We start from the raw sequence: 26,015 nt of genomic DNA, 5'->3' as shown, positions 1-26,015 counted from the left end.
TCCGCAAACTCAGCGACGGCGAAGGCCCCGACGGCGAGAAGACCATCGTCCAGCTCATCCACGACGGCCAGGTCGACCTCATCGTCAACACCCCGTACGGCACCGGTGGCCGCCTCGACGGCTACGAGATCCGTACGGCGGCCGTGGCGCGCGGCGTCCCGTGCCTGACCACGGTCCAGGCGCTGGCAGCCGCCGTGCAGGGCATCGACGCCCTCAACCACGGCGGAGTGGGCGTCCGCTCCCTCCAGGAGCACGCGGAGCACCTGATCGCGGCCCGCGACTGATCAGCCCGTACGAGCAGGGGGGCACCGGTTTCACGACGGGTGTCCCCCTTCTCATGAGCTCAGAAGGGATATTCAGGACAATGTACAAACTGTTCTTCAACCTGGTCTTCAAGCGGATGGACCCGGAGCGGGCCCACTACATGGCCTTCCGCTGGATCCGGCTCGCCGCGCGCATCCCGGTGCTCCGCACCTTCCTCGCCGCCGCCCTCGCCCCCCGCCACAAGGAGCTCCGCACCGAGGCCCTCGGCCTGCGGATGCACGGCCCCTTCGGCCTCGCCGCCGGCTTCGACAAGAACGCCGTGGCCATCGACGGCATGACCATGCTCGGCTTCGACCACATCGAGATCGGCACCGTCACCGGCCGCCCCCAGCCCGGCAACCCCAAGAAGCGGCTGTTCCGGCTGGTCCCCGACCGCGCCCTGATCAACCGCATGGGCTTCAACAACGAGGGCTCCGAGGCCGTCGCCGCCCGCCTCGCGGCCCGCAACCCGGTCTTCCGGACCGTGGTCGGGGTCAACATCGGCAAGACCAAGGTGGTCCCGGAGGCCGAGGCCGCCGCCGACTACGTCCTCTCCACCGAGCGCCTCGCCCGGCACGCCGACTACCTCGTGGTCAACGTCTCCTCGCCGAACACCCCCGGGCTGCGCAACCTCCAGGCCACCGAATCCCTGCGGCCGCTGCTCACCGCCGTCCGCGAGGCCGCCGACCGGGCCGTCACCGACCGCCGGGTCCCGCTGCTGGTGAAGATCGCCCCCGACCTCGCCGACGAGGACGTGGACGCCGTCGCCGACCTGGCCCTGGAGCTCGGCCTGGACGGCATCATCGCCACCAACACCACCATCGCCCGGGAAGGCCTCGGCCTGACCTCGGACCCGGCCCTGGTCGCCGAGACCGGGGGCCTGTCCGGCGCCCCCGTCAAGGAGCGCTCGCTGGCCGTCCTGCGCCGCCTGTACGCTCGGGTGGGAGACCGGATCGTCCTGGTCGGAGTCGGCGGCATCGAGAACGCCGAGGACGCCTGGCAGCGGATCCTGGCCGGCGCCACCCTGATCCAGGGCTACAGCGCCTTCATCTACGAGGGCCCCTTCTACGCCCGCGCCATCCACAAGGGCCTGGCCGCACGCCTGGCCGTCAGCCCCTACGCGACCCTCGCCGAGGCCGTCGGCGCAGAAACCCGAAAGGCCGCCCAGTGACCGAGACCCCCCTGACGTCCACGACCGCGACCGCCGTCCCGGCCGCGCCCCCGGCCCCGTCCGCCACCGCCCCCTTCGGCAGCCGGCTGCGCGCCGCCATGGACACCCGGGGCCCGCTCTGCGTGGGCATCGACCCGCACGCGGCCCTGCTGGCCTCCTGGGGCCTGGGCGACGACATCGCCGGCCTGGAGCGGTTCTCGCTGACCGTGGTCGAGGCCCTCGCCGACACCGTGGCCGTGTTCAAGCCCCAGGCCGCCTTCTTCGAGAGGTTCGGCTCCCGGGGGGTGGCCGTACTGGAGCGCACCGTCGCCGACGCCCGGGCGGCCGGCGCGCTGGTGGTCATGGACGCCAAGCGCGGGGACATCGGCTCCACCATGGCCGCCTACGCCTCCGCCTTCCTCGACCCGGCCTCGCCGCTCTTCTCCGACGCGCTCACCGTCTCCCCGTACCTCGGCTACGGCTCCCTGAAGCCCGCCGTGGACCTGGCCCGCACCTCCGGCGCCGGACTCTTCGTCCTGGCCCTCACCTCCAACCCGGAGGGCGCCGAGGTCCAGCGCGCGGTCCGCGCGGACGGCCGGACCATCGGGGCGACCATGCTGGCCCACCTGGCGGCCGAGAACGCCGGCGCCGCCCCGATGGGCTCCTTCGGAGCCGTGGTCGGCGCCACCCTCGGCGACCTCTCCTCCTTCGACCTGGACATCAACGGCCCCCTGCTGGCCCCCGGCATCGGCGCCCAGGGCGCCACCGCCGCGGACCTCCCGGCCGTCTTCGGCGCCGCCGTCGGCAATGTGGTACCGAACGTCTCCCGGGGAGTCCTCAGGCACGGCCCGGACACCAAGGCCCTGCGCCACTCCGCGGCCGCCTTCGCCGAGGAGATCACCGCCGCCGTGAAGGCCTGAATCGGCTCGATCGGCGGTCCAGTCGGACTCGGGCTTCGCACGACCTGACGAAATTGCAGGTCATCCACCGGACAAAACCGGGGTGTTTTGTCCGTGATGTACGGTTCAATGGAGGCTGACCAGGACTTTTAGTCCGTTCTCGCTGACTGGAGCGGCCTTGGCCGCTAGTCTCCGAGCAGAGCGAACGAGCGCGACCACCGGTTTCGCCCGTTCGCCTGGTGTGGGGCCACAGGTCTGCCACCGGTCCGTATCCGACAGTTCGACATCCGAGGTGACGTAGGCGTGGCTCTTCCGCCCCTTACCCCTGAACAGCGCGCAGCCGCGCTCGAAAAGGCCGCCGCGGCTCGCCGGGAGCGGGCCGAGGTGAAGAATCGACTCAAGCACTCCGGCGCATCCCTGCACGAGGTCATCAAGCAGGGACAGGAGAACGACGTCATCGGCAAGATGAAGGTCTCCGCGCTCCTGGAGTCCCTCCCCGGCGTGGGCAAGGTCCGCGCCAAGCAGCTCATGGAGCGCCTCGGCATCTCCGAATCCCGACGTGTCCGGGGTCTCGGCTCCAACCAGATCGCCTCTCTGGAGCGCGAGTTCGGCGGCAGCGGCGCCTGAGGCGCCGCCCGAAGTTCTCCCGGCGTTCTCATGCAGTCCCGAGAACCTGGATAATCGCTTCATGGCAGCAGAGGTTCGTCCGCGGCTGACCGTGCTCTCCGGCCCCTCGGGGGTCGGCAAGAGCACGGTCGTCGCGCATATGCGCAAGGTCCACCCCGAGGTATGGCTCTCGGTGTCGGCCACCACCCGTAAGCCGCGACCCGGTGAACGACACGGTGTCCACTACTTCTTCGTCTCCGACGACGAGTTCGACAAGCTGATCGCCAACGGCGAGCTGCTGGAATGGGCCGAATTCGCGGGCAACCGCTACGGCACCCCCCGGAACGCGGTGCACGAGCGCCTCGACGGCGGCGAACCCGTACTGCTGGAGATCGACCTCCAGGGTGCCCGGCTGGTCCGGGAATCCATGCCGGAGGCCCAGCTCGTCTTCCTCGCCCCGCCCAGCTGGGAGGAACTCGTCCGCCGGCTCACCGGCCGCGGCACCGAATCCGCCGAGGTCATCGAGCGCCGGCTGGGCGCGGCCAAGATCGAGCTGGCCGCCGAAGCCGAGTTCGACACCACCCTGGTCAACACCTCCGTCGAGGACGTGGCGCGCGAGCTGCTAGCCTTGATGGAAGTTGTTTGATCGTCTATTCGTCGATCACTTATCCATCTTCGGAAGGTAGAGCGTGTCCTCTTCCATCACCACGCCCGAGGGCATCATCAACCCGCCGATCGACGAGCTGCTTGAGGCCACGGACTCGAAGTACAGCCTCGTGATCTACGCGGCCAAGCGCGCGCGCCAGATCAACGCGTACTACTCCCAGCTGGGCGAAGGCCTGCTGGAGTACGTCGGTCCGCTGGTGGACACCCACGTCCACGAGAAGCCGCTGTCGATCGCGCTGCGCGAGATCAACGCGGGTCTGCTGACCTCCGAGGCCATCGAGGCCCCGGCCCAGTAGGCACCACAGTCCTTTCACCACAGGCCCGGCAGTGCTCCTGCCGGGCCTGTGGTGTGTCATGGGTACCGAAGGCAACCGATCGTGGGAGATGCAGTGGGCAGCAAGCCGAAGGTCGTGCTGGGCGTCAGCGGCGGGATCGCCGCCTACAAGGCCTGCGAGCTGCTCCGGCGGCTGACCGAATCGGGGCACGAGGTCAGGGTGGTCCCCACCGCGTCCTCGCTGAACTTCGTCGGCGAGGCCACCTGGGCCGCGCTCTCCGGCAATCCCGCCTCCACCGAGGTCTGGGAGACCGTCCACGAGGTGCCGCACGTCCGCATCGGCCAGGGTGCCGACCTGGTCGTCGTCGCCCCCGCCACCGCCGACCTGCTGGCCAAGGCCGCCCACGGACTCGCCGACGACCTGCTCACCAACACCCTGCTCACCGCCCGCTGCCCGGTGGTGTTCGCCCCCGCCATGCACACCGAGATGTGGGAGCACCCCGCCACCCGGGAGAACGTGGCCACCCTGCGCCGGCGCGGCGCCCTGGTCATCGAACCCGCCGTCGGACGGCTCACCGGCAAGGACACCGGCAAGGGCCGGCTGCCCGACCCCGAGGAGATCTTCGAGGTCTGCCGCCGGGTCCTCGTGCGCGGCACCGGCGAGGCCGACCTGGCCGGCCGCCACGTGGTCGTCAGCGCCGGCGGCACCCGCGAACCCCTCGACCCGGTCCGCTTCCTCGGCAACCGCTCCTCCGGGAAGCAGGGCTACGCCCTCGCCCGCACCGCCGTGGCCCGCGGCGCCCGGGTCACCCTGATCGCCGCGAACACCGCCCTGCCCGACCCGGCCGGCGCCGACGTGGTCCGGGTGGGCACCGCCCTCCAGCTCCGCGAGGCGGTCCTGGCGGCCGCCGCCGAGGCCGACGCCGTGGTGATGGCCGCCGCCGTGGCCGATTTCCGACCGGTCGCCTACGCCACCGGCAAGATCAAGAAGCAGGACGGGCAGGAGCCCGTCCCCATCGACCTGACACGGAATCCGGACATCCTGGCCGAGATCTCGGCCAATCGGGCCCACCCCGGGCAGGTCGTGGTCGGCTTTGCCGCAGAGACCGACGATGTCCTGGCGAATGGCCGGAAAAAGCTGCTCCGCAAGGGCTGTGACCTGCTGGTGGTCAATGAGGTCGGTGAGGCGAAGACGTTCGGTTCCGAGGAGAACGAAGCCGTGATCCTTGGATCCGACGGCACGGAAACCGCCGTCCCCCATGGACCCAAGGAGGATCTGGCGGATCTCCTGTGGGACCAGGTGGCGCCCCGGCTGACGACCCGCCCGGCCTGACCGGGGAGCCTTGTTCCCGGCCCCGCCCCGACGCAAGATGGGAGTGCCGCAGGTCACAGGGCTCCCAGAAGGCGAGACGGGTGCGCCCGTGGGCGGCGGCGCCCGATAAGCTGAACCCGGAACGTGACCGGGCGCAGCTCCCGGGCCCGCGCCGCCAAATGATCAGCCAGCAGCCGCTGCAACCCCAGGGAGCGATGTGTCCCGCCGTCTCTTCACCTCGGAGTCCGTCACCGAGGGCCACCCCGACAAGATCGCTGACCAGATCAGCGACACCATTCTCGATGCCCTGCTGCGCGAGGACCCGACCTCCCGCGTCGCCGTGGAGACCCTGATCACCACCGGTCTGGTGCACATCGCGGGCGAGGTGACGACCAAGGCGTACGCCCCGATCGCCCAGCTGGTCCGCGAGAAGATCCTGGAAATCGGCTACGACTCCTCCAAGAAGGGCTTCGACGGCGCCTCCTGCGGCGTGTCGGTGTCCATCGGCGCGCAGTCCCCGGACATCGCCCAGGGCGTCGACACCGCCTACGAGACCCGGGTCGAGGGCGATGAGGACGAGCTCGACAAGCAGGGCGCCGGCGACCAGGGCCTGATGTTCGGCTACGCCTCGGACGAGACCCCCGAGCTGATGCCGCTGCCGATCCACATCGCGCACAAGCTCTCCCGCCGCCTCTCCGAGGTCCGCAAGAACGGGACCATCCCGTACCTGCGGCCCGACGGAAAGACCCAGGTCACCATCGAGTACGACGGCGACAAGGCCGTCCGCCTCGACACCGTGGTCGTCTCCTCGCAGCACGCCGCGGACATCGACCTGGACTCGCTGCTCGCCCCCGACATCCGCGAGTTCGTCGTGGAGCACGTCCTCAAGCAGCTCGTCGAGGACGGCATCAAGCTGGAGACCGAGGGCTACCGCCTGCTGGTCAACCCGACCGGGCGCTTCGAGATCGGCGGCCCGATGGGCGACGCCGGCCTCACCGGCCGCAAGATCATCATTGACACCTACGGCGGCATGGCCCGCCACGGCGGCGGCGCCTTCTCCGGCAAGGACCCGTCCAAGGTCGACCGTTCCGCCGCCTACGCCATGCGCTGGGTCGCCAAGAACGTGGTCGCCGCCGGCCTCGCCTCGCGCTGCGAGGTCCAGGTCGCGTACGCCATCGGCAAGGCCGAGCCGGTCGGTCTGTTCGTCGAGACCTTCGGCACCGAGAAGATCGACATCGCGAAGATCGAGACGGCCATCGCGGAGGTCTTCGACCTCCGTCCCGCCGCGATCATCCGCGACCTCGACCTGCTCCGCCCGATCTACGCCCAGACCGCCGCCTACGGCCACTTCGGCCGCGAGCTGCCGGACTTCACCTGGGAGCGCACCGACCGGGTGGACGCCCTGCGCGCCTCCGCCGGTCTCTGACCGCGATCGCGGTACGAGGGCCCGGACCGGTCACGGTCCGGGCCCTCGGCCGCTGTCCGAGCGGTTTGGTAAGAATGCCGGTATGAGCAGTGCGAACGAGTCGGGACCGCCGGAACAGCTCGCGCTCATCCGCGAGATGGTCGCCGAGGCGAAGGCCAAGGCCCCCAAGGCCAAGCCCCGGACCTGGCGCGGAGCCGCACTGGCCAAGGAACTGCCGGTGGCCCGGATCCTGGTCAACAAGGGGGTCCTCCACCTCGACCAGCTCTGGGACTACGCGGTCCCCGAAGAGCTCTCCGAGACCGCCCGGCCCGGAGTCCGGGTCCGGGTCCGGTTCGGCGCCGGAGCCCACCAGGTGCACGGCGGACGCCGCGAGGGCGGCGGCCTGATCGACGGGTTCGTCGTCGAACGCCGCGCCGACACCGACTACCAGGGCCCGCTCGCCGCCCTCGCCCAGGTGGTCTCCCCGGAAGCCGTGCTCAGCCCCCGCACCCTGGCCCTGGCCCGGGCCGTCGCCGACCGCTACGCCGGCAGCCTCGCCGACGTCCTCCAGCTCGCCCTGCCGCCCCGCAGCGCCCGCGCCGAGGCCAAGCCCTCCCCGGAGCCGCTGCCACCGCCCCCGGCCCCCGAACCCGGCGGCTGGACCCGCTATCCGGCCGGCCCCGGCTTCCTGCGCGCCCTCGCCTCCGGCGCCGACCCGCGGGCCGTGTGGACCGCCCTGCCCGGCCCCGGCTGGGCCGAGGAACTGGCCCGCGCCCTCGCCGCCACCCTGGCCTCCGGACGCGGCGCCCTGGCCGTACTGCCCGACGGCCGCACCGCCGCCCGGGCCGACGAGGCCCTGACCGCCCTGCTCGGCCCCGGCCGGCACGTCCTGCTGACCGCCGAATCCGGGCCGGAGAAGCGCTACCGCCAGTGGCTCGCCGTGCACCGCGGCTCCGTCCGCGCCGTGATCGGCACCCGGGCCGCCATGTTCGCCCCGGTCCGCGACCTCGGACTCGTCGCGATCTGGGACGACGGGGACTCCAGTCACTCCGACGACAACGCCCCCTTCCCGCACGTCCGGGAGGTCCTCGAGCTGCGGGCCGTCGGCGACGGCTGCGCCTTCCTGGCCGGCAGCACCTCCTGCACCGTGGAAGCCGCCCAGCTGGTGGAGTCCGGCTGGGCCCGGCCGATCGTCGCGGACCGCGACACGGTGCGGGCCGCCGCGCCCCGGATCCGGACCGTCGGCGACGAACTCCTGGCCCGGGACGAGGCGGCCCGCGCCGCCCGGCTGCCCAGCCTGGCCTGGGAGACCCTCCGGGAGGGCCTCAGGACCGGCCCGGTGCTGGTCCAGGTGCCCCGGCGCGGCTACGTCCCGCGGCTGGCCTGCCAGAGCTGCCGCACCCCGGCCCGCTGCCGGACCTGCGCCGGACCCCTGGAGGCCCCCGACGAACGGGACCTCACCTGCGGCTGGTGCGGACGCCCGGAGAACGCCTGGCACTGCGAGGAATGCGGGGCGCACCGGCTGCGCGCCCAGATCGTCGGTGCCCGCCGCACCGCCGAGGAGCTGGGCCGGGCCTTCCCCGACGTCCCGATGCGCACCTCCGGCCGGGACCACGTCCTGGACCTGGTCCCGGACCGGCCCGCCCTGGTGGTCTCCACCCCGGGCGCCGAACCGGTCGCCACCGGGGAGGGCTATGCGGCGGCCCTGCTGCTGGACGGCTGGGCCATGCTCGGCCGCCCCGACCTGCGGGCCGGCGAGGAGGCGCTGCGCCGCTGGCTTGCCGCCTCCTCCCTGGTGCGCCCCGAGGGCACCGTGGTGATCGTCGCCGAGCCCACCCTCCGCCCGGTGCAGGCCCTGGTCCGCTGGGACCCGGTCGGCCACGCCCTGCGGGAGCTGGCCGAACGCTCCCAGCTGGGCTTCCCCCCGGTGTCCCGGATGGCCTCGGTGGCCGGCCGGGCCGAAGCCCTGGAGTCCTTCCTGGCCGCCGCCGAGCTCCCGCCGGACGCCGAGATCCTCGGCCCGGTGCCGCTGCCCGCCCGCCGGGGGGAGCCCTCGGCGGGGGAGCGGGTCCTGATCCGGGTCCGCCCCGGCAGCGGGGCCGCGCTGGCGGCCGCCCTCAAGTCGGCGCAGGCGGCCCGGCTGGCCCGCGGGGTGGCCCCGGGGGAAGCGGTCCGGGTCCGGATCGACCCCCTGGACATCGGCTGACCCGGCCACGGAAACCTCCGGGCCGGTTCCGGCGTCACCCAGGGCATGATCCCCACCGACCCGGTCCCGCCGGCCCGGCCCGCCGCCCCCGCCGTACCGCCCGCCCCTCCCGGACCGGCCGACCCCTCCGCCCCGCGGGTGCGGCGGCGGTGGCCCGCCGGGGCGGTGACCGCCGGGCTGGGGCTGCTCACCGCCGGGCTGATGGCCGGCCACCGGCTGCTCCCCGGCGGGTTCGGGAACCTCGTGAGCCTGCTGGAGACCTTCCTGCCGTGGACCGGGCTCGCCGTCCTCCCGCTGCTCGGCGCCGCCCTGCTGCGCCGCTCCCGGACCGCCCTGGCCGGGGTGCTGCTGCCGGCCCTGGTCTGGGGTGTGCTGTACGGGGCGGAGCTGGGCGACCGTACCGGCGGCGGCCCGGCCGAGCTCACCGTGGTCACCCACAACGTGGACGACGCCAACCCCGACCCGGTGGGCACCGCCCGCGCCCTGGCCGCCTCCGGGGCCCAGCTGATCGCCCTCCAGGAGCTCACCGGGACCGCCGCGGCCGCCTACGCGCGGACCTTGGCGGCCGGCCACCCGCACCACGCGGTGCAGGGCACCGTAGGGCTCTGGTCCACTTGGCCGCTGCGGGACGTCCGGCCGGTCCGGGTCGCCGACTGGCGGTGGGCCCTGCGGGCCACCGCCGACACCCCGCGGGGGCCCGTCACCGTCTTCGTCGCGCATCTGCCCTCGGTCCGGATCCGGGCGGGCGGGTTCACCACCGGGCGCCGGGACGCGGCCGCCGCCCGGCTGGCCACGGAGCTGGACGCCGCCCCGCCGGGGCCGGTGCTGCTGGTCGGCGATCTCAACGGGACCACCGCGGACCGGGCCCTGCACCGGGTGACGGGCCGGTTCCGGTCCGCCCAGGAGGAGGCGGGGGCCGGGTTCGGGTTCAGCTGGCCGGCCCGGTTCCCGGTCGCCCGGATCGACCAGATCCTGGTCCGCGGGCTGACCCCGGTCTCCGCCCGGACGCTGCCCGCCACCCCCAGCGACCACCTGCCGGTGGCGGCCGGTCTGCGCTTCTGAACCGCCCGCCCGGCCCACCGCCCGGACTATACGATCAAGCTCAATCTGCGCCGCCGAAGGGAAACACCGATGAGTGAGCATTTCGACGTGGTCGTCCTGGGTGCCGGACCCGGGGGCTATGTCGCCGCGATCCGGGCCGCCCAACTGGGCAAGCGGGTGGCCGTGGTGGAGGAGCGGTACTGGGGCGGCGTCTGTCTGAACATCGGCTGCATCCCCACCAAGGCGCTGCTGCGCAACGCCGAACTGGCCCATATCTTCACCCACGAGGCCAAGACCTTCGGCATCAAGGTGAACGGCGAGGTCTCCTTCGACTACGGCGAGGCGTTCCGGCGCAGCCGCCGGGTCGCGGACGGCCGCGTCAAGGGCGTCCACTTCCTGATGAAGAAGAACGGCATCGCCGAGTACGACGGCCGGGGCACCTTCCTCGACCCGCACACCCTCTCGGTGGCCGGCCCGGACGGCACGGCCCGGACCCTCACCTTCGACCACTGCGTCCTCGCCACCGGCGCCAGCCCCCGGCTGCTGCCCGGCACCAGCCGGAGCGGGCGGGTGGTGACGTACGAGGAGCAGATCCTCGCCGAGGACCTGCCGCGGTCCGTGGTGATCGCCGGCGCCGGCGCCATCGGGATCGAGTTCGCGTACGTGCTGCACAACTACGGCGTGAAGGTCACCATCGTCGAGTTCCTGGACCGGATCGCGCCGCTGGAGGACGCGGAGGTGTCCGCCGAACTGGCCAAGCAGTACCGCAGGCTGGGCATCGAGGTGCTGACCTCCACCCGGGTGGAGTCCATCGACGACTCCGGCGAGCAGGTCCGGGTGACGGTCACCGGCAAGGACGGGGCGGCGAAGGTCCTGGAGGCCGACAAGGTGCTCCAGGCGATCGGTTTCGCGCCCAACGTCACCGGCTACGGGCTGGAGGCGGCCGGGGTGGCCCTCACCGAGCGCGGCGCCGTCGAGGTGGACGGCCGCTGCCGGACCTCGGTGCCGCACATCTTCGCCATCGGGGACGTCACCGCCAAGCTGATGCTGGCGCACACCGCCGAGTCCATGGGCGTCGTCGCGGCCGAGACCATCGCGGACGTGGAGACGATGGAGCTCGACTACCCGATGATCCCGCGGGCCACCTACTCCCAGCCGCAGATCGCCAGCTTCGGCTGGACCGAGGCGCAGGCCCGGGAGAAGGGCTTCGACGTCCGGGTCGCCAAGTTCCCGTTCACGGCCAACGGCAAGGCGCACGGCCTCGGCGAGACGGCCGGGTTCGTCAAGCTGATCAGCGACGCCACCCACGGCGAGATCATCGGCGCCCACCTGATCGGCCCGGACGTCACCGAGCTGCTGCCCGAGCTGACGCTGGCCCAGCAGTGGGACCTGACGGTCCACGAGGTCGCCCGCAACGTCCACGCGCACCCGACGCTGGGCGAGGCGGTCAAGGAGGCCGTGCACGGCCTCGCCGGCCACATGATCAACTTCTGACGGCGGCGCGGCCCCGCACCTCGGAGGAGGTGCGGGGCCGCGTTGCGCGGGGTCCGGAGCCGGCCGGTTCAGCCGTTCCGGGGCCCGGGGAAGGCCGGCGGTCGGACCGCGGCCGGGGCCGTCGCCGCCGCGGCACTCTCCTCGCGGACCGGCTGCGGCGGGACCGAGCGGGCCGCCGGGATGCTCGGCAGCCCCAGGGTGCGGGTGGTGGTGGTTCCGGCCTCGGCCGGCTGCTCCGCCACGGCCGGCTCCGCGGCCTGCGCCCGCCGGGCCCCGTAACGGCGGTGCACGGCCTGCTTGGTGACGCCCAGTGCGGAGCCCACCGCGTCCCACGAGAACCCGAGCGAGCGGTCGAAGTCCACCGCCGCGGTGACCAGGGTCTCGACGCTGTCCCGCAGTTCCTGCGCGAGCCGGACGGTCGGCGCGGGAGCCCGGCCGTAGACGACGAACCCCGTGGAGGGACCGGAGCGGCGCGGCCGGTAGACGTTGCCGAGCTGAGCGGTCAGCGTGCGCAGCGCGTCCACCTGCCGGCGGACCCGCTCGATGTCCCGCACCAGCAGGTGCAGGCTGGCCCGCGCTTGGGCGTCGTGGGTGGCGTGGTCGGCCATGAACAAGCCTCTCGAACCGGTGCTGAAGAGCGGATCGGGCCGCACACACCGTTCAGAACGCGGCCCGTTTCGGTCAATCTCTCTTGACCAACGCCTCATACGGCGTGGAGGTCACGCCCCGACGGAGTGTCGGCATATGCGGGCGGCGCGCACAGCCGCGTACGCCCCCTCGGCGGGCGGCCCATAGACTGGTGCGCTGCGGAAACGCCCGCCCCCACCGGCGGGCGGACCGCCGCACCGACCGCCGTCCGGACAGTGAGGTAGGACCCCAGTGAAGCTCGTCTTCGCAGGCACCCCCGAAGTCGCAGTGCCCGCCCTGGATGCCCTGATCGCCTCCGGACGCCACGAGGTGGCCGCCGTCGTCACCCGGCCGGACGCCCCGGCCGGCCGCGGCCGCCGGCTGGTCGCCAGCCCGGTCGCCGAACGCGCCGAGGAAGCCGGCATCGAGGTCCTCAAGCCCGCCCGGCCCCGGGACCCCGAGTTCCAGGCCCGGCTCCGCGAGATCGCCCCGGACTGCTGCCCGGTGGTCGCCTACGGCGCCCTGCTCCCCAAGAGCGCCCTGGAGATCCCCGCCCACGGCTGGGTCAACCTGCACTTCTCGCTGCTGCCCGCCTGGCGCGGAGCCGCCCCCGTCCAGCACGCGATCCTGGCCGGCGACGCGATGACCGGCGCGGCCACCTTCCGGATCGAGGAGGGCCTCGACACCGGACCGGTCTACGGGGTGCTGACCGAGGAGGTCCGCCCCACCGACACCAGCGGCGACCTCCTCACCCGGCTCGCCTTCGCCGGCGCCGGACTGCTCTCCGCCACCATGGACGGCATCGAGGACGGCACCCTGCGCGCCGTCCCGCAGTCCCCGGAAGGCGTCTCCCTCGCCCCGAAGATCACCGTGGAGGACGCCCGGGTCGACTGGACCGCCCCCGCGCTGCGCGCCGACCGGGTGGTCCGCGGCTGCACCCCGGCCCCGGGCGCCTGGACGGTGTTCCGCGGCGAGCGGCTCAAGCTGGTCTCGGTGGGCCTGGTCCCCGACCGCACCGACCTGGCCCCCGGGGAGCTCGGGGCCGCCAAGAACAACGTGTACGCCGGCACCGGCTCGCACGCCGTCGAGCTCCTCTGGGTCCAGCCGCAGGGCAAGAAGCCGATGCGCGGGGCCGACTGGGCCCGCGGGGTGCGGATCGCCGCCGGCGAGCACCTCGGCTGACCCGCGTACGCTGGTCACCTCCCCCTGCCGTCCCCCTCCTCCCGTAACCCCGGAGCACCTTTCCCGTGAGCGATCAGCCTCGCCGCCCGGCCAAGCCCTACCGCCGTCCCAAGAAGGACCCCGTCCGGATGCTCGCCTTCGAGGCGCTGCGGGCGGTGGACGAGCGCGACGCCTACGCCAACCTGGTGCTGCCCCCGCTGCTCCGCAAGGCCCGCCAGGCCCCGGAGTTCGAGGCCCGGGACGCGGCACTGGCCACCGAGCTTGTCTACGGCACGCTCCGCCGGCAGGGCACCTACGACGCGATCATCGCCGCCTGCGTGGACCGGCCGCTCCGCGAGGTCGACCCGCCGGTCCTGGACGTCCTCTCGCTCGGCGCCCACCAGCTGCTCGGCACCCGCATCCCGACCCACGCGGCGGTCTCCGCCACCGTGGAGCTCGCCCGGGTGGTCCTCGGCGACGGCCGCGCCAAGTTCGTCAACGCCGTCCTCCGCAAGATCTCCGCGCACGACCTGGACGGCTGGCTGGAGCAGGTCGCCCCGCCCTACGAGGACGACGCCGAGGACCACCTCGCCATCGTCCACTCCCACCCCCGCTGGGTGGTCTCCGCCCTCTGGGACTCCCTCGGCGGCGGCCGGGCCGGCATCGAGGACCTCCTCGAAGCCGACAACGAGCGCCCCGAGGTCACCCTCGTCGCCCGCCCCGGCCGCTCCACCCCGCAGGAACTCCTCGAAGCCGTCGGCGAGGACTCGGCCCTGCCCGGCCGCTGGTCCCCCTACGCCGTCCGGCTCGCCGAAGGCGGCGAACCCGGCGCCCTGGACGCCGTCCGCGACGGCACCGCCGGGGTCCAGGACGAGGGCAGCCAGCTGGTCGCCATCGCCCTCGCCAACGCCCCCCTGGACGGCCCCGACGCCCGCTGGCTGGACGGCTGCGCCGGCCCCGGCGGCAAGGCCGCCCTGCTCGGCGCGCTGGCCGCGCAGCGCGGAGCCTTCCTGCTGGCCTCCGAGAAGCAGCCGCACCGGGCCCGCCTGGTCGAGCGGGCGCTGGCCGGCAACCCCGGCCCCTACCAGGTGATCACCGCCGACGGCACCCGCGCCCCCTGGCGGCCCGGCTCCTTCGACCGGGTCCTGATGGACGTCCCCTGCACCGGCCTGGGCGCCCTCCGCCGCCGTCCCGAGGCCCGCTGGCGGCGCCGCCCCGAGGACCTCGACAACTTCGGCCCGCTCCAGCGCGCCCTGCTCCGCGAGGCGCTGTCCGCGGTCCGGGTCGGCGGGATCGTCGGCTACGCCACCTGCTCCCCGCACCTGGCGGAGACCCGGACCGTGGTCGAGGACGTCCTCAAGGGCCGCGGCGCCGGACACGAGCCGGTCGCCGCCGAACCGGTCGACGCCCGCCCGCTGCTCCCCGGCGTCCCGGCCCTCGGGGACGGCCCGGACATCCAGCTCTGGCCGCATCTGCACGGCACCGACGCCATGTACCTGGCCCTGCTGCGCCGCACCGCCTGAGTCCTCGGCGGCCCGCCCGCGCCCCCGGACCTGACGGCAAGTCCCGGGGCCGGGGCCGGGACCCCCGGCGGGCATGGCAGGCTTGGGGCATGGCCGTTCAGATCAATCCCAGCATCCTGTCCGCGGACTTCTCCCGACTCGCCGAAGAGGCGAAGGCGGTGGAGGGGGCCGACTGGCTGCACGTCGACGTCATGGACAACCACTTCGTCCCGAACCTGACCCTCGGGATGCCGATCGTGGAGTCCCTCAGCCGTGCCACGGACATTCCGCTGGACCTGCATCTGATGATCGAGGACCCGGACCGCTGGGCCCCGCAGTACGTGGAGGCCGGCGCCGGATCGGTCACCTTCCACGCCGAGGCCGCCGGGGCCCCGATCCGGCTGGCCCGGGAGATCCGGGCCAAGGGGGCCCGCGCCTCCATGGCCCTGAAGCCCGCCACCCCCGTCGAGCAGTACGAGGACATCCTCCCCGAGCTCGACATGCTGCTCATCATGACCGTGGAGCCCGGGTTCGGCGGCCAGCCCTTCCTGGACGTGATGCTCCCCAAGATCCGCCGCACCCGCCAGCTGATCGCCAAGCACGGTCTGGAGCTGTGGCTGCAGGTGGACGGCGGGGTCTCCGCGTCGACCATCGAACGCTGTGCCGAGGCCGGGGCGGACGTGTTCGTGGCCGGCAGCGCCGTCTACGGGGCGGTCGACCCGGCCGCCGCCGTCCGTACCCTGCGCGAGCAGGCGGGCGCGGCGGTCTCCGCCGCCCCCTGGGCTTGCGCGCACTGAACCGGGCGTTGGTGAACGGCTCGGTGAACGCTGGCCGTCCAGGCTGATCAACGGCCGCCGGATCTGACAGGATGAACGGCGAGTCGAGAGTGTGAACAGCAGTGAGGAGAGCGCGGTGTCTGCAACGCCGGCGGGACGGTCAGCCCTGCGGATGGGACCCGCGGAGCTGGTGCAGGCGGCGGCCATGGCCCGCCGCTTCTACCTCGAAGGAAAGTCCAAGATCCAGATCGCCGAGGAGTTCGGCGTGAGCCGCTTCAAGGTGGCCCGGGTCCTGGAGACCGCACTGGAACGGGACCTCGTCCGCATCGAGATCCGGGTGCCGGCCGAGCTGGACGCGGAGCGCTCCGACGCGCTGCGCGCCCGCTACGGCCTGCGGCACGCGGTGGTCGTGGAGTCCCCGGCCGAGGTCACCGAGGACGCGCCCGACCCCGAGAACCTGGGCGCGGTCGCCGCGGACCTGCTCGGCGAGCTGGTCGACGAGGGCGATGTGCTCGGTCTGGCCTGGGGCCGCTCGACCATCCACATGGCCGCCGCCCTGCACCGGCTGCCGCAGTGCACCGTGGTCCAGCTGACCGGTGTCTACGACGCGGGCACCGCCGAGCGCGGCTCGGTGGAGGCGGTCCGACGGGCCGCCCAGGTCTCCGGCGGCGACGCGCACCCGATCTACGCCCCGATGCTGCTGCCCGACCCGGCCACCGCCGCCGCCCTGCGCAACCAGACCGGGATCGCCCGCGCCTTCGAGTACTTCGACAAGGTGACCGTGGCGGCCGTGTCCATCGGCTCCTGGGAGCCCGGCATCTCCACCGTGCACGACATGCTGTCCGACGAGGAGCGGGCGCACTACGCCTCGCTGGGCGTGGCCGCCGAGATGTCCGCGCACCTCTTCGACGCCGAGGGGCGGCGGGTCGGCCGGGACCTCGGCGAACGCTGCATCACGGTGGAGGCGGACCGGCTGCGGCGGATCCCCGAGGTGGTCGCCATCGCCGGCGGACTGCGCAAGGCCTCCGCGATCGGGGCCGTCCTGCGGTCCGGGCTGGTGACCAGCCTGGTCACCGACACCGCGGCCGCCGACTACCTGCTCACCGAATCCCAGCCGGGGCTTCGGCCGGCGCTGGAGCGGGCCGACCCGGACGACTGATCCACCACGCGGCCGGGCGGCGCAGCGGATGTCCGATTCGCCGCGATCCGGGATGTTTGGCAGCATCGGGCGCATGATCTTCCGGAGTGGGCCGCGTCTGGTGCTGTGGGCGCTGGCCGCCGTGCTGCTGTGTCTGGGCGCCGTCGCCTGCGGCGGCGGCACGGGGGGCGCCCCGCCCCCGACGGCTGCCACGGGTGCACCGACCGGCCGCGGGCCCTCGGTGCCCGCCCCCTCGGGCACGGCCCGCGGGGACACCGCGGAACGGCCCGGCTGGGCCCGCGGGATGGCCGTGGTCCGGGCCGCGGACCTGCCCCGGCAGGCCCGGGAGACCCTCGCGCTGATCGACCGGGGCGGCCCCTACCCGTACCGGCAGGACGGCACCGTCTTTGGCAACTTCGAGAAGGCGCTGCCCCGGCAGAAACGGGGCTACTACCACGAGTTCACGGTCCGGACCCCGGGCGAACGCGACCGCGGGGCCCGCCGGATCGTGACCGGCCGGGGCGGGGAGTTCTACTACACGGGGGACCACTACCAGACCTTCGAGGCGGTACTCCGATGACCCTGGACCCGAGGCCGGCGGCCCCGGCCCTGGCGGCAGCGGCCGCGGCGGGCCGGACGGTCCTCCGGCTCGACCTCGCCGGAGTACGGACCAAGACCGGCCTGCTCGACGCCTGCGCCGAGGCCCTGGCGACCCCCGGCTGGGCCGGCCGCAACTGGGACGCGCTCGCCGACTCCCTGCACGACCTGTCCTGGCTGCCGGAGGCCCCCGGCCGGCTGCTGGTGGTGACCTCCTGGCGGGGCTACGCGAAGGCGCGGCCGGAGGACTGGGAGACCTTCACGGAGATCCTGGAGTCCGCCGTCGACTTCTGGGAGGGCGGCCTGGAGGCCCTGCTGGCCGCCCCGCCCAAGCCGGGCCCGCCGAAGCCCGCCCGGAAGCCGTAGCCGGTCCGGAGAGCGCGAGCGGGCCGGAAGCCGTGGCCGGGCGGGACCTTCGGCCCGTAGGAAAGGACCAAGCGGGCCGAAATGTCCTGGACGATCGGCCGGGGCGGTGTAAACCCCCGGACATGGGAGAATGAAGTACGTGCGTTTTCCTCGGCTGCCCTGTCCGAGGGTCACCATCGATCGACTGGGATTTAGCACGTGCGTTTCCTCAATGACCTGAAGCCGCCGTACGACCTGACGTACGACGACGTGTTCATGGTGCCGAGCCGTTCGGCGGTGGGTTCCCGCCAGGGCGTCGACCTCTCCTCTCCCGACGGCACGGGGACGACCATCCCCCTCGTCGTCGCCAACATGACCGCCATCGCCGGTCGCCGGATGGCCGAGACGGTCGCCCGCCGGGGCGGCATCGTCGTCATCCCGCAGGACATCCCGATCGACGTCGTCACCGACGTCATCTCCTGGGTGAAGACCCGCCACCACGTGCTCGACACCCCGATCACGCTGGCGCCCACCCAGACCGTCGCCGACGCCCTGTCGCTGCTGCCCAAGCGGGCCCACGGCGCCGGTGTGGTCGTGGACGAGGACAACCGGCCGGTCGGCGTGGTCACCGACCACGACCTGACCGGTGTGGACCGCTTCACCCAGCTCTCCGAGGTCATGTCGAAGGAGCTGCTGCTCATCGACGCCGACATCGACCCCCGCGAGGCCTTCAACACCCTCGACGCCGGCCACCGCAAGCTGGCCCCCGCGGTCGACAAGGACGGCCGGCTCGTCGGCATCCTGACCCGCAAGGGCGCCCTGCGCGCCACCCTGTACTCCCCGGCCGTCGACGCCGAGGGCAGGCTGCGGATCGCCGCGGCCGTCGGCATCAACGGCGACTTCGTGGAGAAGGCCAAGCAGCTCCTCGACGCGGGCGTGGACACGCTCGTCATCGACACCGCGCACGGCCACCAGGAATCCATGATCAACGCGATCAGGGCGGTCCGCGCCCTGGACCCGCGGGTCCCGATCGTGGCCGGCAACATCGTCGCCGCCGAGGGCGTCAAGGACCTCATCGAGGCCGGCGCCGACATCATCAAGGTCGGTGTGGGCCCCGGCGCCATGTGCACCACCCGGATGATGACCGGTGTGGGCCGCCCGCAGTTCTCCGCGGTGCTGGAGTGCGCCGCCGAGGCGAAGAAGTACGGCAAGCACGTCTGGGCCGACGGCGGTGTCCGCCACCCGCGCGACGTGGCGATGGCGCTGGCCGCCGGCGCCTCCAACGTCATGATCGGCTCCTGGTTCGCCGGCACCTACGAGTCCCCGGGCGACCTCCAGCAGGCCGCCGACGGCCGGCTGTACAAGGAGTCCTTCGGCATGGCCTCGGCCCGCGCCGTGCGGAACCGCACCAGCGAGGAGTCGGCCTACGACCGGGCCCGCAAGGCCCTGTTCGAGGAGGGCATCTCCACCTCGCGGATGTTCCTGGACCCGGCCCGTCCGGGCGTCGAGGACCTGATCGACTCGATCATCGCCGGTGTCCGCTCCTCCTGCACCTACGCCGGTGCCGGCTCCCTCGCGGAGTTCGAGGAGAACGCCGTGGTCGGCATCCAGTCCGCCGCCGGCTACGCCGAGGGCAAGCCGCTGCACGCCAGCTGGAGCTAGTCCCCGGGCCCGACCGGGCCGCACGGGGTCCCCGCCCGCCGCACCGCCCTTCCGGGCCGGTACGGCGGGCGGCGGTGTTCCCGGGGCTCCCGGAGCCCGGCCGTCAGCGGCCCGGGCCCGAGGAGTGGACGCCCGGCCGGTACTTGGGGATCCGCAGGGTGATCTTCATACCGGCACCCACCCCGGTCTCGGCCACCAGCCCGTGGTCGTCCCCGTACACCTGACGCAGCCGCTCGTCCACATTGGTCAGCCCGATCCCCGAAGCCGATCCGGGGCGGTCCCCGGCCAGGATCCGCCGCAGCAGCCCCGGCTCCATGCCCACCCCGTTGTCCTCGATGGTCAGCAGCGCCTCGGAACCGGCGTCCCGGGCCACGATGGTGATCCGGCAGGCGTCCGTGGAGTCCTCCACCCCGTGCTTCACCGCGTTCTCCACCAGCGGCTGGAGACACAGGAACGGCAGCGCCACCGGCAGCACCTCCGGCGCCACCTGCAGGGTCACCTTCAGCCGCTCCCCGAACCGGGCCCCGGCCAGGGCCAGATACTGCTCCACCGACCGCAACTCCTCGGCCAGCGTGGTGAAGTCGCCGTGCCGGCGGAAGGAGTAGCGGGTGAAGTCGGCGAACTCCAGCAGCAGTTCCCGGGCCCGCTCCGGGTCGGTCCGCACGAACGAGGCGATGGCGGCCAGCGAGTTGAAGATGAAGTGGGGGGAGATCTGCGCCCGCAGCGCCCTGATCTCCGCCTCCATCAGCCGGGTCCGGGACCGGTCCAGCTCGGACAGCTCCAGCTGCACGGACACCCAGCGGGCCACCTCCGCGGCCGCCCGCACCAGCACCGCCGACTCCCGCGAGCCGTAGGCCACCAGCGCGCCCAGCACCCCGTCCTCACCGGTCAGCGGGGCGATCACCGCCCACCTCAGCGGGCAGTCGGGCCGGCCGCACCCGGTCCGGACGCTGGCACTGCGACCCGAGTCCAGCATCTCCCGCACCCGCTCCATGGCCCGCCGCTCGTGATGGTCGGCCCCCGGCCCGTCCCAGGCCAGCACCGCCTCCCGGTCGGTCAGACAGAGCGCCTCGGTGCCCAGCAGGGACCGCAGCCGTCGGGCGGCCTTGCGGGCCGCGTCCCCGGTCAGCCCGGCACGCAGCGGCGGAGCGGCCAGCGAGGCGGTGTGCAGGGTGTGGAAGGTGGCCCGCTCCACCGGGGTGCCGAGGTCCGGCCCGCCGCCGTCCGGCCGGCGGGCCCGCCGGCCCCCCAGCCACAGGCCCAGCAGCAGCGCCGGGACGGCCGCGCCCGCCGCGGCCAGGACGGCCGACGTGCCCGCGCTCATCGGCCGCCCCGCGATCCGGGCACCCGCCCGGCCGGCCGCGGCCCCGGCCGCGCGCCCAGGTCCTCCGGCAGGTGCAGCCGGGCCAGGGTGGCCGCCGTGCCCGGGGGGATCCGGTCGCGGGTGGCCAGCGACACCAGGACCATCGTCAGGAAGCCCACCGGCACCGACCAGACCGCCGGCCAGGCCAGCAGCGTGTGCGCCCAGCCCTCCGGCGCCAGCCCGGCCCGGGTGGCCAGTACGGCGGTCAGCGCGGCCCCGCCGCCGGCCAGCAGCCCGGCCACCGCCCCGGGCGGGGTCAGCCCCCGCCACCAGATGCCCAGCACCAGCAGCGGGCAGAAGGAGGAGGCGGACACCGCGAAGGCCAGCCCCACCGCGTCCGCCACCGGCACCGCGCTGGCCGCCACGCTCCCGGCCAGCGGCACCGCCATCGCCACCGGCACCGCCAGCCGGAACATCCCCACTCCGTGGAACACCCGCGGCCCCGGCCATCCCCGGAACGCCCGCGTCCTCCGGAACATCCGGGGACCGCGCCCGGTCATCACGTCCTGGTGCAGCACCCCGGCCACCGCCATCGTCAGCCCGGACGCCGTGGACAGGAACGCGGCGAACGCCCCGCCCGCCAGCAGCGCCCCCAGCAGGTCGCCCGCGGTCCCGCCGATCATCCGCTCGGGCAGCACCAGCACCGCCGCGTCCGCCGCCCCGGTCAGCGCCAGCTCCGGGGCGTAGATCCGGCCGAGCGCCCCGTACACCGGGGGCAGCAGATAGAACCCGCCGACCAGGCCCAGCACCACCAGGGTGGTCCGCCGGGCCGTCCGCCCGTTCGGGCTGGTGTAGAAGCGGACCGCCACGTGGGGCAGCCCCATGGTGCCGAGGAAGGTGGCCAGGATCAGCCCGTACGTGGCGTACAGCCGGTGCCCGGCGTCCTCTCCGGACAGCGGCTGGGACCAGCTGGACACCCCCATCCCGGCACCGGAGCGGCTCTCCGGGACCGGGGCGTCCGCCGGGAACCCCAGCACGGTCCCGGCCCCCACCCGGTGCTGGCCCGGGCCCAGCGGGACCTCGGCGCCGTGGTGCTCCCGGCCGTCCACCCTCCCGTCCACGGTCAGGGCCAGCGGCTCGCGCAGGGAGATCCGCAGCTCCTCCGCGACGGTGACCGAGGTGTGCTCGCGGAACACCGCCTCCGCGTCGAACCGGGCCCGCGGGGAGCCGTCCCCCGCCCAGGCGGCCAGCAGGAATAAGGCCGGCACCAGCAGGGCCGTCAGCTTCAGCCAGTACTGGAAGGCCTGGACGAAGGTGATGCTGCGCATCCCGCCGGCCGCCACCGCCGCCGTGACCACGAAGGCCACCAGCACCTCGCCCACCCAGGTCGGGGCGCCGGTCAGGATCTCCAGGGTCAGCCCGGCGCCCTGCAACTGCGGCAGCAGGTAGAGCCAGCCCACCCCGAGGACGAACAGCACCGCGATCCGGCGGACCGCCCGCGACTCCAGCCGGGCCTGCGCGAAGTCCGGCAGGGTGTAGGCCCCGGACCGCCGCAGCGGGGCGGCCACCAGCACCAGCAGCACCAGATAGCCCGCCGTGTACCCCACCGGGTACCAGAGCATCTCCGGCCCCTGGAGCAGCAGCAGCCCGGCGATCCCCAGGAAGGAGGCGGCGGACAGGTACTCGCCGCCGATCGCCGCCGCGTTCAGCCGGGGGCCCACGGTGCGCGAGGCCACGTAGAAGTCCGAGGTGGTCCTGGATATCCGCAGCCCGAGCGCCCCGACCAGCACGGTGGCCAGGACGACGGCGGTGACCGCGGTCAGCGCGTACGTCTGGTTCAACCGACCGTCCTTCGGCAGGGAGGAGTGACCGGAGTCTACGCAGACGGGCGCGTCCGGAAACAGGCCTGCCCGTACCGGCTAGCGCACCGGGTCGCGGTGGCCGGCGCAGTCGCGGAGGGCGATCTCCAGTTCCACGTAGGACTGTTCGGCCCGGCGGAAGGCCAGCAGCACGGCGGCCTCGGCCCGGGGCGGCAGATGCGGCCGGGAGGCCTGCCCGGCCTCGTACAGCACGTCGGCCCAGCGGGCGGCCGCGCTGCGCAGCCCCGCCAGCAGGGCGGTGGCCTCCTCCGGTCCCGCGGGGCGGGTCGGGGGCAGGCCGGTCAGTTCGTCCACCAGCGCCTGGATGTCGGACATCTCGCTCCTCCCGCCCGGAAGATCCACGATACGTGCGGGTCCGGGCGGGGACGGGCCCGCGGGCCCGCGCTGCGTTCGGCGGCGGGGGAGGAGCGCCGTACGAGGCCCGCGGCGCGACGAACGGCACGGCGGCCGCGCCGAGCGGCCGTCGTCGCGGCGGCCGTCGCGGCCCCGGTCTCAGCCGGTGGCCTGCCGCATCAGCAGGTCCCGGAGCTCCCGGGAGTGCCGTCGGCTGACCTGGAGTTCGGCCGAGCCGATCCGGACGCTGGTGCTGCCGGAGTCCAGCCGGAGTTCGTCGATCCGCCCCAGCGCCACCAGGTGCCGGCGGTGGATCCGGACGAACCCGCGGGCCGCCCAGCGCTCCTCCAGGGTGGACAGCGGGATCCGGACCAGATGGCTGCCCCCGTCGGTGTGCAGCCGGGCGTAGTCGCCCTGGGCCTCCACATAGGCGATGTCCGCGATGGCCACGAACCGGGTCACCCCGCCCAGTTCGACGGCTATCTGGTCGGGCAGCCGGTCCGGAACGGTCGCCGGTGCCGGTGCCGGTGCCGGTGCCGGTGCGGGTGTCGGCGCGGTTGCCGGGGCGGCCTCCCCGGCCGGGGCGAGCAGGGCGCAGGCCCGGCGGACCGCCTCGGCCAGCCGTTCCGGCCGGACCGGTTTCAGCAGGTAGTCCACCGCCTTCAGGTCGAAGGCCTGGACGGCGAACCCCTCGTGCGCGGTGACGAACACGATCAGCGGGGGCCGGGCGAACCCCGCCAGCAGCCGGGCGATGTCCAGACCCGTCAGGCCCGGCATGTGGATGTCGAGGAAGACGACGTCGATGGCGTCGCCGCCCCCCGGTCCGGCCTCCAGCGCCCGGGTGATCCGGCGGAGCGCCCCGGTGGCGTCCGAGGCGCCCTCCGCGCTGTGCACCCGGGGATCGGAGCGCAGCAGGTAGAGGAGCTCCGCCAGGAGCGGCTCCTCGTCGTCCACGGCCAGTACGCGCAACATGCTGCGGAGTCTAGGACCCGGTACTCGGTGCGGCAGCCCGGGCGGGGCTACTTGACGGTGATCAGCTTGCCGTCGGGGGCGACGGCGTACCAAGTGCCGCCCACGCCCTGACCGTTGGTGTCGCCGGGCTTGCGGTCCCGGGCGAAGGTGTAGATCGGCCAGCAGTCCACGGTCTGCTGCCTGGCACCGTCCGGACGGTTCAGGACCAGGAAGTTGCGGCCGGTGACGCCCTTGGTGTCGGCCTTGTCCACCGGGGCGACCACGGGCCACTTCTCCAGGCAGTCGCCGACGCACTTGGAGACCATCGGCCAGGCGGTGTCCGGCTTGAACCGGTAGACGGTCATCCCGTTCCGGTCCACGATGTGCCTGCCCAGCCGGGGGTCCTGGCGGACCGAGAGACCGGGCAGGGCGCCCGTGGTGTCCTTGGCGTCCCCGGTGCCCTTCGCGGCCTTCCTGCCGTCCGGGGCCAGCGCGAACCAGGTGCCGCCCACGCCCTGTCCCCTGGTGTCGCCCGGCGCGGTGTCCTTCGCGAACCGGTAGGCGGGCCAGCCGCCCACGGTGAGCTGCTCGCCGCCGTCCGTGCGGACCACCGAACCGAGCGGGTCCGGGGTCTGTCCGGACGCGGGGGCCGCGCCGGCGGCCGGGACCGGCGGCCAGGCCTTGGCGCAGTCCCCGTCGCAGGTGGCCTTCGAGGGCTTCGCGGTGTCCGGGTCGAAGCGGTAGAGGGTGAAGCCGGCGGCATCGGTCAGGACCGCCCCGAGGGCCGGGTCCTCGGCGATCCGCAGGGTGCCGGCCGGGGTGGTCCGGCCGGTGGGGCCGGCCGGGGCGTACGGGTCCCCGCCGGCGGCCGGGTCCGCGGCGGGGGCCGCGGGCGGGGCGACGGAGCCGGACGCGCCGGCGCCCGCCGGCCCGGCCCCCCGGTCCTCGGCCGGCCCGCAGGCGGTGGCCGCGAGGACGATGGCGACCGCCACGGCCGCGAGGGACGTTCCGCGCACTGTGCCCATGGTGTTGTCTCCCACTGTGTCGTTCCCTGCCGCCCGCGGCCTCCGGCGGGCAGTCGTGGGAGACACGGCCCGCCGGCCCCGCCGGGTTCGATCCGGCGGGTGTGGGGAGGTTCACTCAGCCTCCGGTGAACCCGGCCCGGCGCAGGGCCGTGACCACGGTCATCCCCAGGAGTGCGTGCCCGGCGTCGTTGGGGTGCAGTCCGTCCGCCAGGTGCTCCGGTCCGAGCACGTCCCGGCCGGGCAGCAGCGCCAGGTGCTCGTCGCCGCCCGCGACCCGGTCGGTCACCGCCCGTTCCATGGCGTCCCGCAGCGCCCCCAGGGTGGCGCCGAGCCGGTTGGGGGTGCGTTCGGCGTCCGGCCGCAGGACGGGGGAGACCAGCAGCAGCGGGGTGCGCGGGTGGCCCTGGCGGACCAGTTCCAGGAACGCCCGGGTGGTCTCGTAGAGCAGTGGTGCCGAATACGGCACCCGGGACCAGCAGTTGGTGCCGAAGGCCAGGGTCAGGGCGTCGGCGGGGAGGGCGGCGAGCTGTTCGGCGGTGGCGAGTTCCCCGCGGGCCGCTCCGGCGTAGCCGAGGTTCACGGTGTCCCAGCCCAGGGCCCGGCCGGCCACCGCGGGCCAGCCGTGCGCGGGCCGGGTGGACCACCAGCCCTCGGTGATGGAGTCCCCGTGCACCACCCAGCGCGGGGCGGCGGCGGGCGGCAGCAGCGGTCCGCCGATGCCGCGCAGTCCGAGGAGCAGCGGGGACTGGGTCTCGGGCGGGTGCAGGGTGTAGGGGCCGCGCCCGGGCGGCAGCTCGATCCGCAGCACCGCCTCGGCGGCGGGTTCGGTGACGGTCTCGGCGAGCATCCCGTCCCGGTTCCACAGGGCGAAGACATGGGCGAGGTCCCGCAGGGAGTCGGTGGGGCCGGGCACGGTCGCCCGGTAGCGGATCTCCGCGGCCCGGGCCGGCCGGTCGGGGTCGGTGCCGAATTCGAGCCGGACCCCGATCGGCAGGGTGGCCCGCTCCCCGGTGTCCCAGGGCAGTCGCATGGTGTCGGCGGGGTCGGCCCGCACCGGGCGGTCCCGGTCCAGCCAGGCCACCCCGCGCAGATACGGTCCCGGCTCCAGCCACCGCCCGTCAGCGTTCACCCTCGGCCTCCGATCGTCGGGCGGGGGCGCCGGACCGCGCCCGCCGTGCTCCGGCTATCCCTGCGGCTACCCCGCCGGGGGCCCGTTCCACCGGCGGCAGGCTCCGGCAGATCTGACGACTTGTCAATGACCATCGCGCAGAGTGACCGCGCATTGATCGATCGTCCTTACGCAACAAACGGCCATCCCGGACAGATCCGTGCAACGATCGTTCGCGAATATGCAAGGAT

25 protein-coding genes are annotated in these 26,015 nt (G+C 74.0%); 18 read left to right on the top strand and 7 right to left on the bottom strand.

Annotation, left to right across the window (positions count from 1 at the left end):
• The 11 genes from ACZ50K_RS32760 to lpdA form a co-directional block, all read left to right on the top strand.
• Positions 1-284: hypothetical protein (locus ACZ50K_RS32760; protein WP_468909925.1), on the top strand; the 284-nt coding region annotated here is incomplete at its 5' end.
• An 80-nt stretch (positions 285-364) separates the two neighbouring features.
• Positions 365-1,474, top strand: a complete 1,110-nt coding sequence (locus tag ACZ50K_RS32755; protein WP_468909922.1) for a quinone-dependent dihydroorotate dehydrogenase — start codon at positions 365-367, stop codon at positions 1,472-1,474.
• Between the two features lie 11 nt (positions 1,475-1,485).
• Entirely contained in the window at positions 1,486-2,373 is an 888-nt protein-coding gene (gene pyrF, locus ACZ50K_RS32750) for an orotidine-5'-phosphate decarboxylase (RefSeq protein ID WP_468909933.1), read from the top strand.
• 282 nt (positions 2,374-2,655) lie between these two features.
• Complete coding sequence (locus tag ACZ50K_RS32745) at positions 2,656-2,979, top strand: integration host factor (RefSeq protein WP_330329439.1); 324 nt, start codon at positions 2,656-2,658, stop codon at positions 2,977-2,979.
• A 61-nt stretch (positions 2,980-3,040) separates the two neighbouring features.
• Positions 3,041-3,604 (top strand): guanylate kinase, encoded by a 564-nt coding sequence (gmk, locus tag ACZ50K_RS32740; protein WP_468909919.1) that lies wholly within the window; start codon positions 3,041-3,043, stop codon positions 3,602-3,604.
• 43 nt (positions 3,605-3,647) lie between these two features.
• Positions 3,648-3,920 (top strand): DNA-directed RNA polymerase subunit omega, encoded by a 273-nt coding sequence (rpoZ, locus tag ACZ50K_RS32735; protein WP_202202416.1) that lies wholly within the window; start codon positions 3,648-3,650, stop codon positions 3,918-3,920.
• A 78-nt stretch (positions 3,921-3,998) separates the two neighbouring features.
• Positions 3,999-5,231 (top strand): bifunctional phosphopantothenoylcysteine decarboxylase/phosphopantothenate--cysteine ligase CoaBC, encoded by a 1,233-nt coding sequence (gene coaBC, locus ACZ50K_RS32730; RefSeq protein ID WP_468909930.1) that lies wholly within the window; start codon positions 3,999-4,001, stop codon positions 5,229-5,231.
• 196 nt (positions 5,232-5,427) lie between these two features.
• Positions 5,428-6,636, top strand: coding sequence for a methionine adenosyltransferase (gene metK, locus ACZ50K_RS32725; RefSeq protein ID WP_468909916.1), 1,209 nt, complete (start codon positions 5,428-5,430; stop codon positions 6,634-6,636).
• Between the two features lie 82 nt (positions 6,637-6,718).
• Positions 6,719-8,821, top strand: a complete 2,103-nt coding sequence (locus tag ACZ50K_RS32720; protein WP_468909914.1) for a primosomal protein N' — start codon at positions 6,719-6,721, stop codon at positions 8,819-8,821.
• A gap of 45 nt (positions 8,822-8,866) precedes the next feature.
• Complete coding sequence (locus ACZ50K_RS32715; protein ID WP_468909912.1) at positions 8,867-9,883, top strand: endonuclease/exonuclease/phosphatase family protein; 1,017 nt, start codon at positions 8,867-8,869, stop codon at positions 9,881-9,883.
• Positions 9,884-9,952: 69 nt separating this feature from the next.
• Positions 9,953-11,356: a dihydrolipoyl dehydrogenase gene (gene lpdA, locus ACZ50K_RS32710; RefSeq protein ID WP_468909910.1), complete on the top strand. Its 1,404-nt coding sequence runs from the start codon at positions 9,953-9,955 to the stop codon at positions 11,354-11,356.
• A gap of 68 nt (positions 11,357-11,424) precedes the next feature.
• Here the strand turns inward: lpdA and ACZ50K_RS32705 are convergent, their stop codons facing one another.
• The gene (locus ACZ50K_RS32705) at positions 11,425-11,964 is read right to left on the bottom strand and encodes a hypothetical protein (RefSeq protein ID WP_468909908.1); all 540 of its coding nucleotides are present in this window, start codon (positions 11,962-11,964) and stop codon (positions 11,425-11,427) included.
• Between the two features lie 271 nt (positions 11,965-12,235).
• On the opposite strand from ACZ50K_RS32705, the gene fmt reads away from it, so the two are divergent.
• The 7 genes from fmt to ACZ50K_RS32670 all read left to right on the top strand — a co-directional run bounded on the left by fmt (position 12,236) and on the right by ACZ50K_RS32670 (position 19,164).
• On the top strand, positions 12,236-13,165 hold the full coding sequence (gene fmt, locus ACZ50K_RS32700; RefSeq protein ID WP_468909906.1) for a methionyl-tRNA formyltransferase: 930 nt from the start codon (positions 12,236-12,238) through the stop codon (positions 13,163-13,165).
• Between the two features lie 65 nt (positions 13,166-13,230).
• Positions 13,231-14,667, top strand: a complete 1,437-nt coding sequence (locus ACZ50K_RS32695; protein ID WP_468909904.1) for an RsmB/NOP family class I SAM-dependent RNA methyltransferase — start codon at positions 13,231-13,233, stop codon at positions 14,665-14,667.
• Positions 14,668-14,756: 89 nt separating this feature from the next.
• Complete coding sequence (gene rpe / locus ACZ50K_RS32690; RefSeq protein WP_468909902.1) at positions 14,757-15,443, top strand: ribulose-phosphate 3-epimerase; 687 nt, start codon at positions 14,757-14,759, stop codon at positions 15,441-15,443.
• A gap of 91 nt (positions 15,444-15,534) precedes the next feature.
• Positions 15,535-16,581, top strand: coding sequence for a sugar-binding transcriptional regulator (locus ACZ50K_RS32685; protein ID WP_468909900.1), 1,047 nt, complete (start codon positions 15,535-15,537; stop codon positions 16,579-16,581).
• Positions 16,582-16,654: 73 nt separating this feature from the next.
• A complete protein-coding gene (locus tag ACZ50K_RS32680; RefSeq protein ID WP_468909898.1) occupies positions 16,655-17,140 on the top strand; it encodes a guanyl-specific ribonuclease in 486 nt (161 codons plus the stop codon).
• Entirely contained in the window at positions 17,137-17,523 is a 387-nt protein-coding gene (locus ACZ50K_RS32675) for a barstar family protein (RefSeq protein WP_468909896.1), read from the top strand. Before ACZ50K_RS32680 ends, ACZ50K_RS32675 begins: the two co-directional genes overlap by 4 nt.
• Positions 17,524-17,721: 198 nt before the next feature.
• Complete coding sequence (locus ACZ50K_RS32670) at positions 17,722-19,164, top strand: GuaB1 family IMP dehydrogenase-related protein (RefSeq protein ID WP_468909893.1); 1,443 nt, start codon at positions 17,722-17,724, stop codon at positions 19,162-19,164.
• 103 nt (positions 19,165-19,267) lie between these two features.
• Here the strand turns inward: ACZ50K_RS32670 and ACZ50K_RS32665 are convergent, their stop codons facing one another.
• From ACZ50K_RS32665 to ACZ50K_RS32640, 6 genes are all read right to left on the bottom strand, one after another.
• Complete coding sequence (locus ACZ50K_RS32665; RefSeq protein ID WP_468909891.1) at positions 19,268-20,488, bottom strand: histidine kinase; 1,221 nt, start codon at positions 20,486-20,488, stop codon at positions 19,268-19,270.
• Positions 20,485-22,308 carry a sodium/solute symporter gene (locus ACZ50K_RS32660; RefSeq protein ID WP_468909889.1) on the bottom strand — a complete coding sequence of 608 codons (1,824 nt, stop codon included), beginning with the start codon at positions 22,306-22,308 and terminating at the stop codon, positions 20,485-20,487. Before ACZ50K_RS32660 ends, ACZ50K_RS32665 begins: the two co-directional genes overlap by 4 nt.
• Positions 22,309-22,386: 78 nt before the next feature.
• On the bottom strand, positions 22,387-22,662 hold the full coding sequence (locus tag ACZ50K_RS32655) for a hypothetical protein (protein WP_468909886.1): 276 nt from the start codon (positions 22,660-22,662) through the stop codon (positions 22,387-22,389).
• Positions 22,663-22,839: 177 nt separating this feature from the next.
• Positions 22,840-23,652, bottom strand: a complete 813-nt coding sequence (locus ACZ50K_RS32650) for a LytR/AlgR family response regulator transcription factor (protein ID WP_468909884.1) — start codon at positions 23,650-23,652, stop codon at positions 22,840-22,842.
• A 47-nt stretch (positions 23,653-23,699) separates the two neighbouring features.
• Positions 23,700-24,656, bottom strand: coding sequence for an SCO0930 family lipoprotein (locus tag ACZ50K_RS32645; RefSeq protein WP_468909882.1), 957 nt, complete (start codon positions 24,654-24,656; stop codon positions 23,700-23,702).
• A gap of 115 nt (positions 24,657-24,771) precedes the next feature.
• Positions 24,772-25,785: a GDSL-type esterase/lipase family protein gene (locus ACZ50K_RS32640; RefSeq protein ID WP_468909880.1), complete on the bottom strand. Its 1,014-nt coding sequence runs from the start codon at positions 25,783-25,785 to the stop codon at positions 24,772-24,774.
• Positions 25,786-26,015 lie beyond the last annotated feature (230 nt).

It is taken from the genome of Streptomyces sp. NPDC033845, from assembly GCF_055576225.1.
The sequence above is the reverse complement of the archived record's forward strand: the minus strand, read 5'-3'. Positions and strand labels throughout refer to the sequence as shown.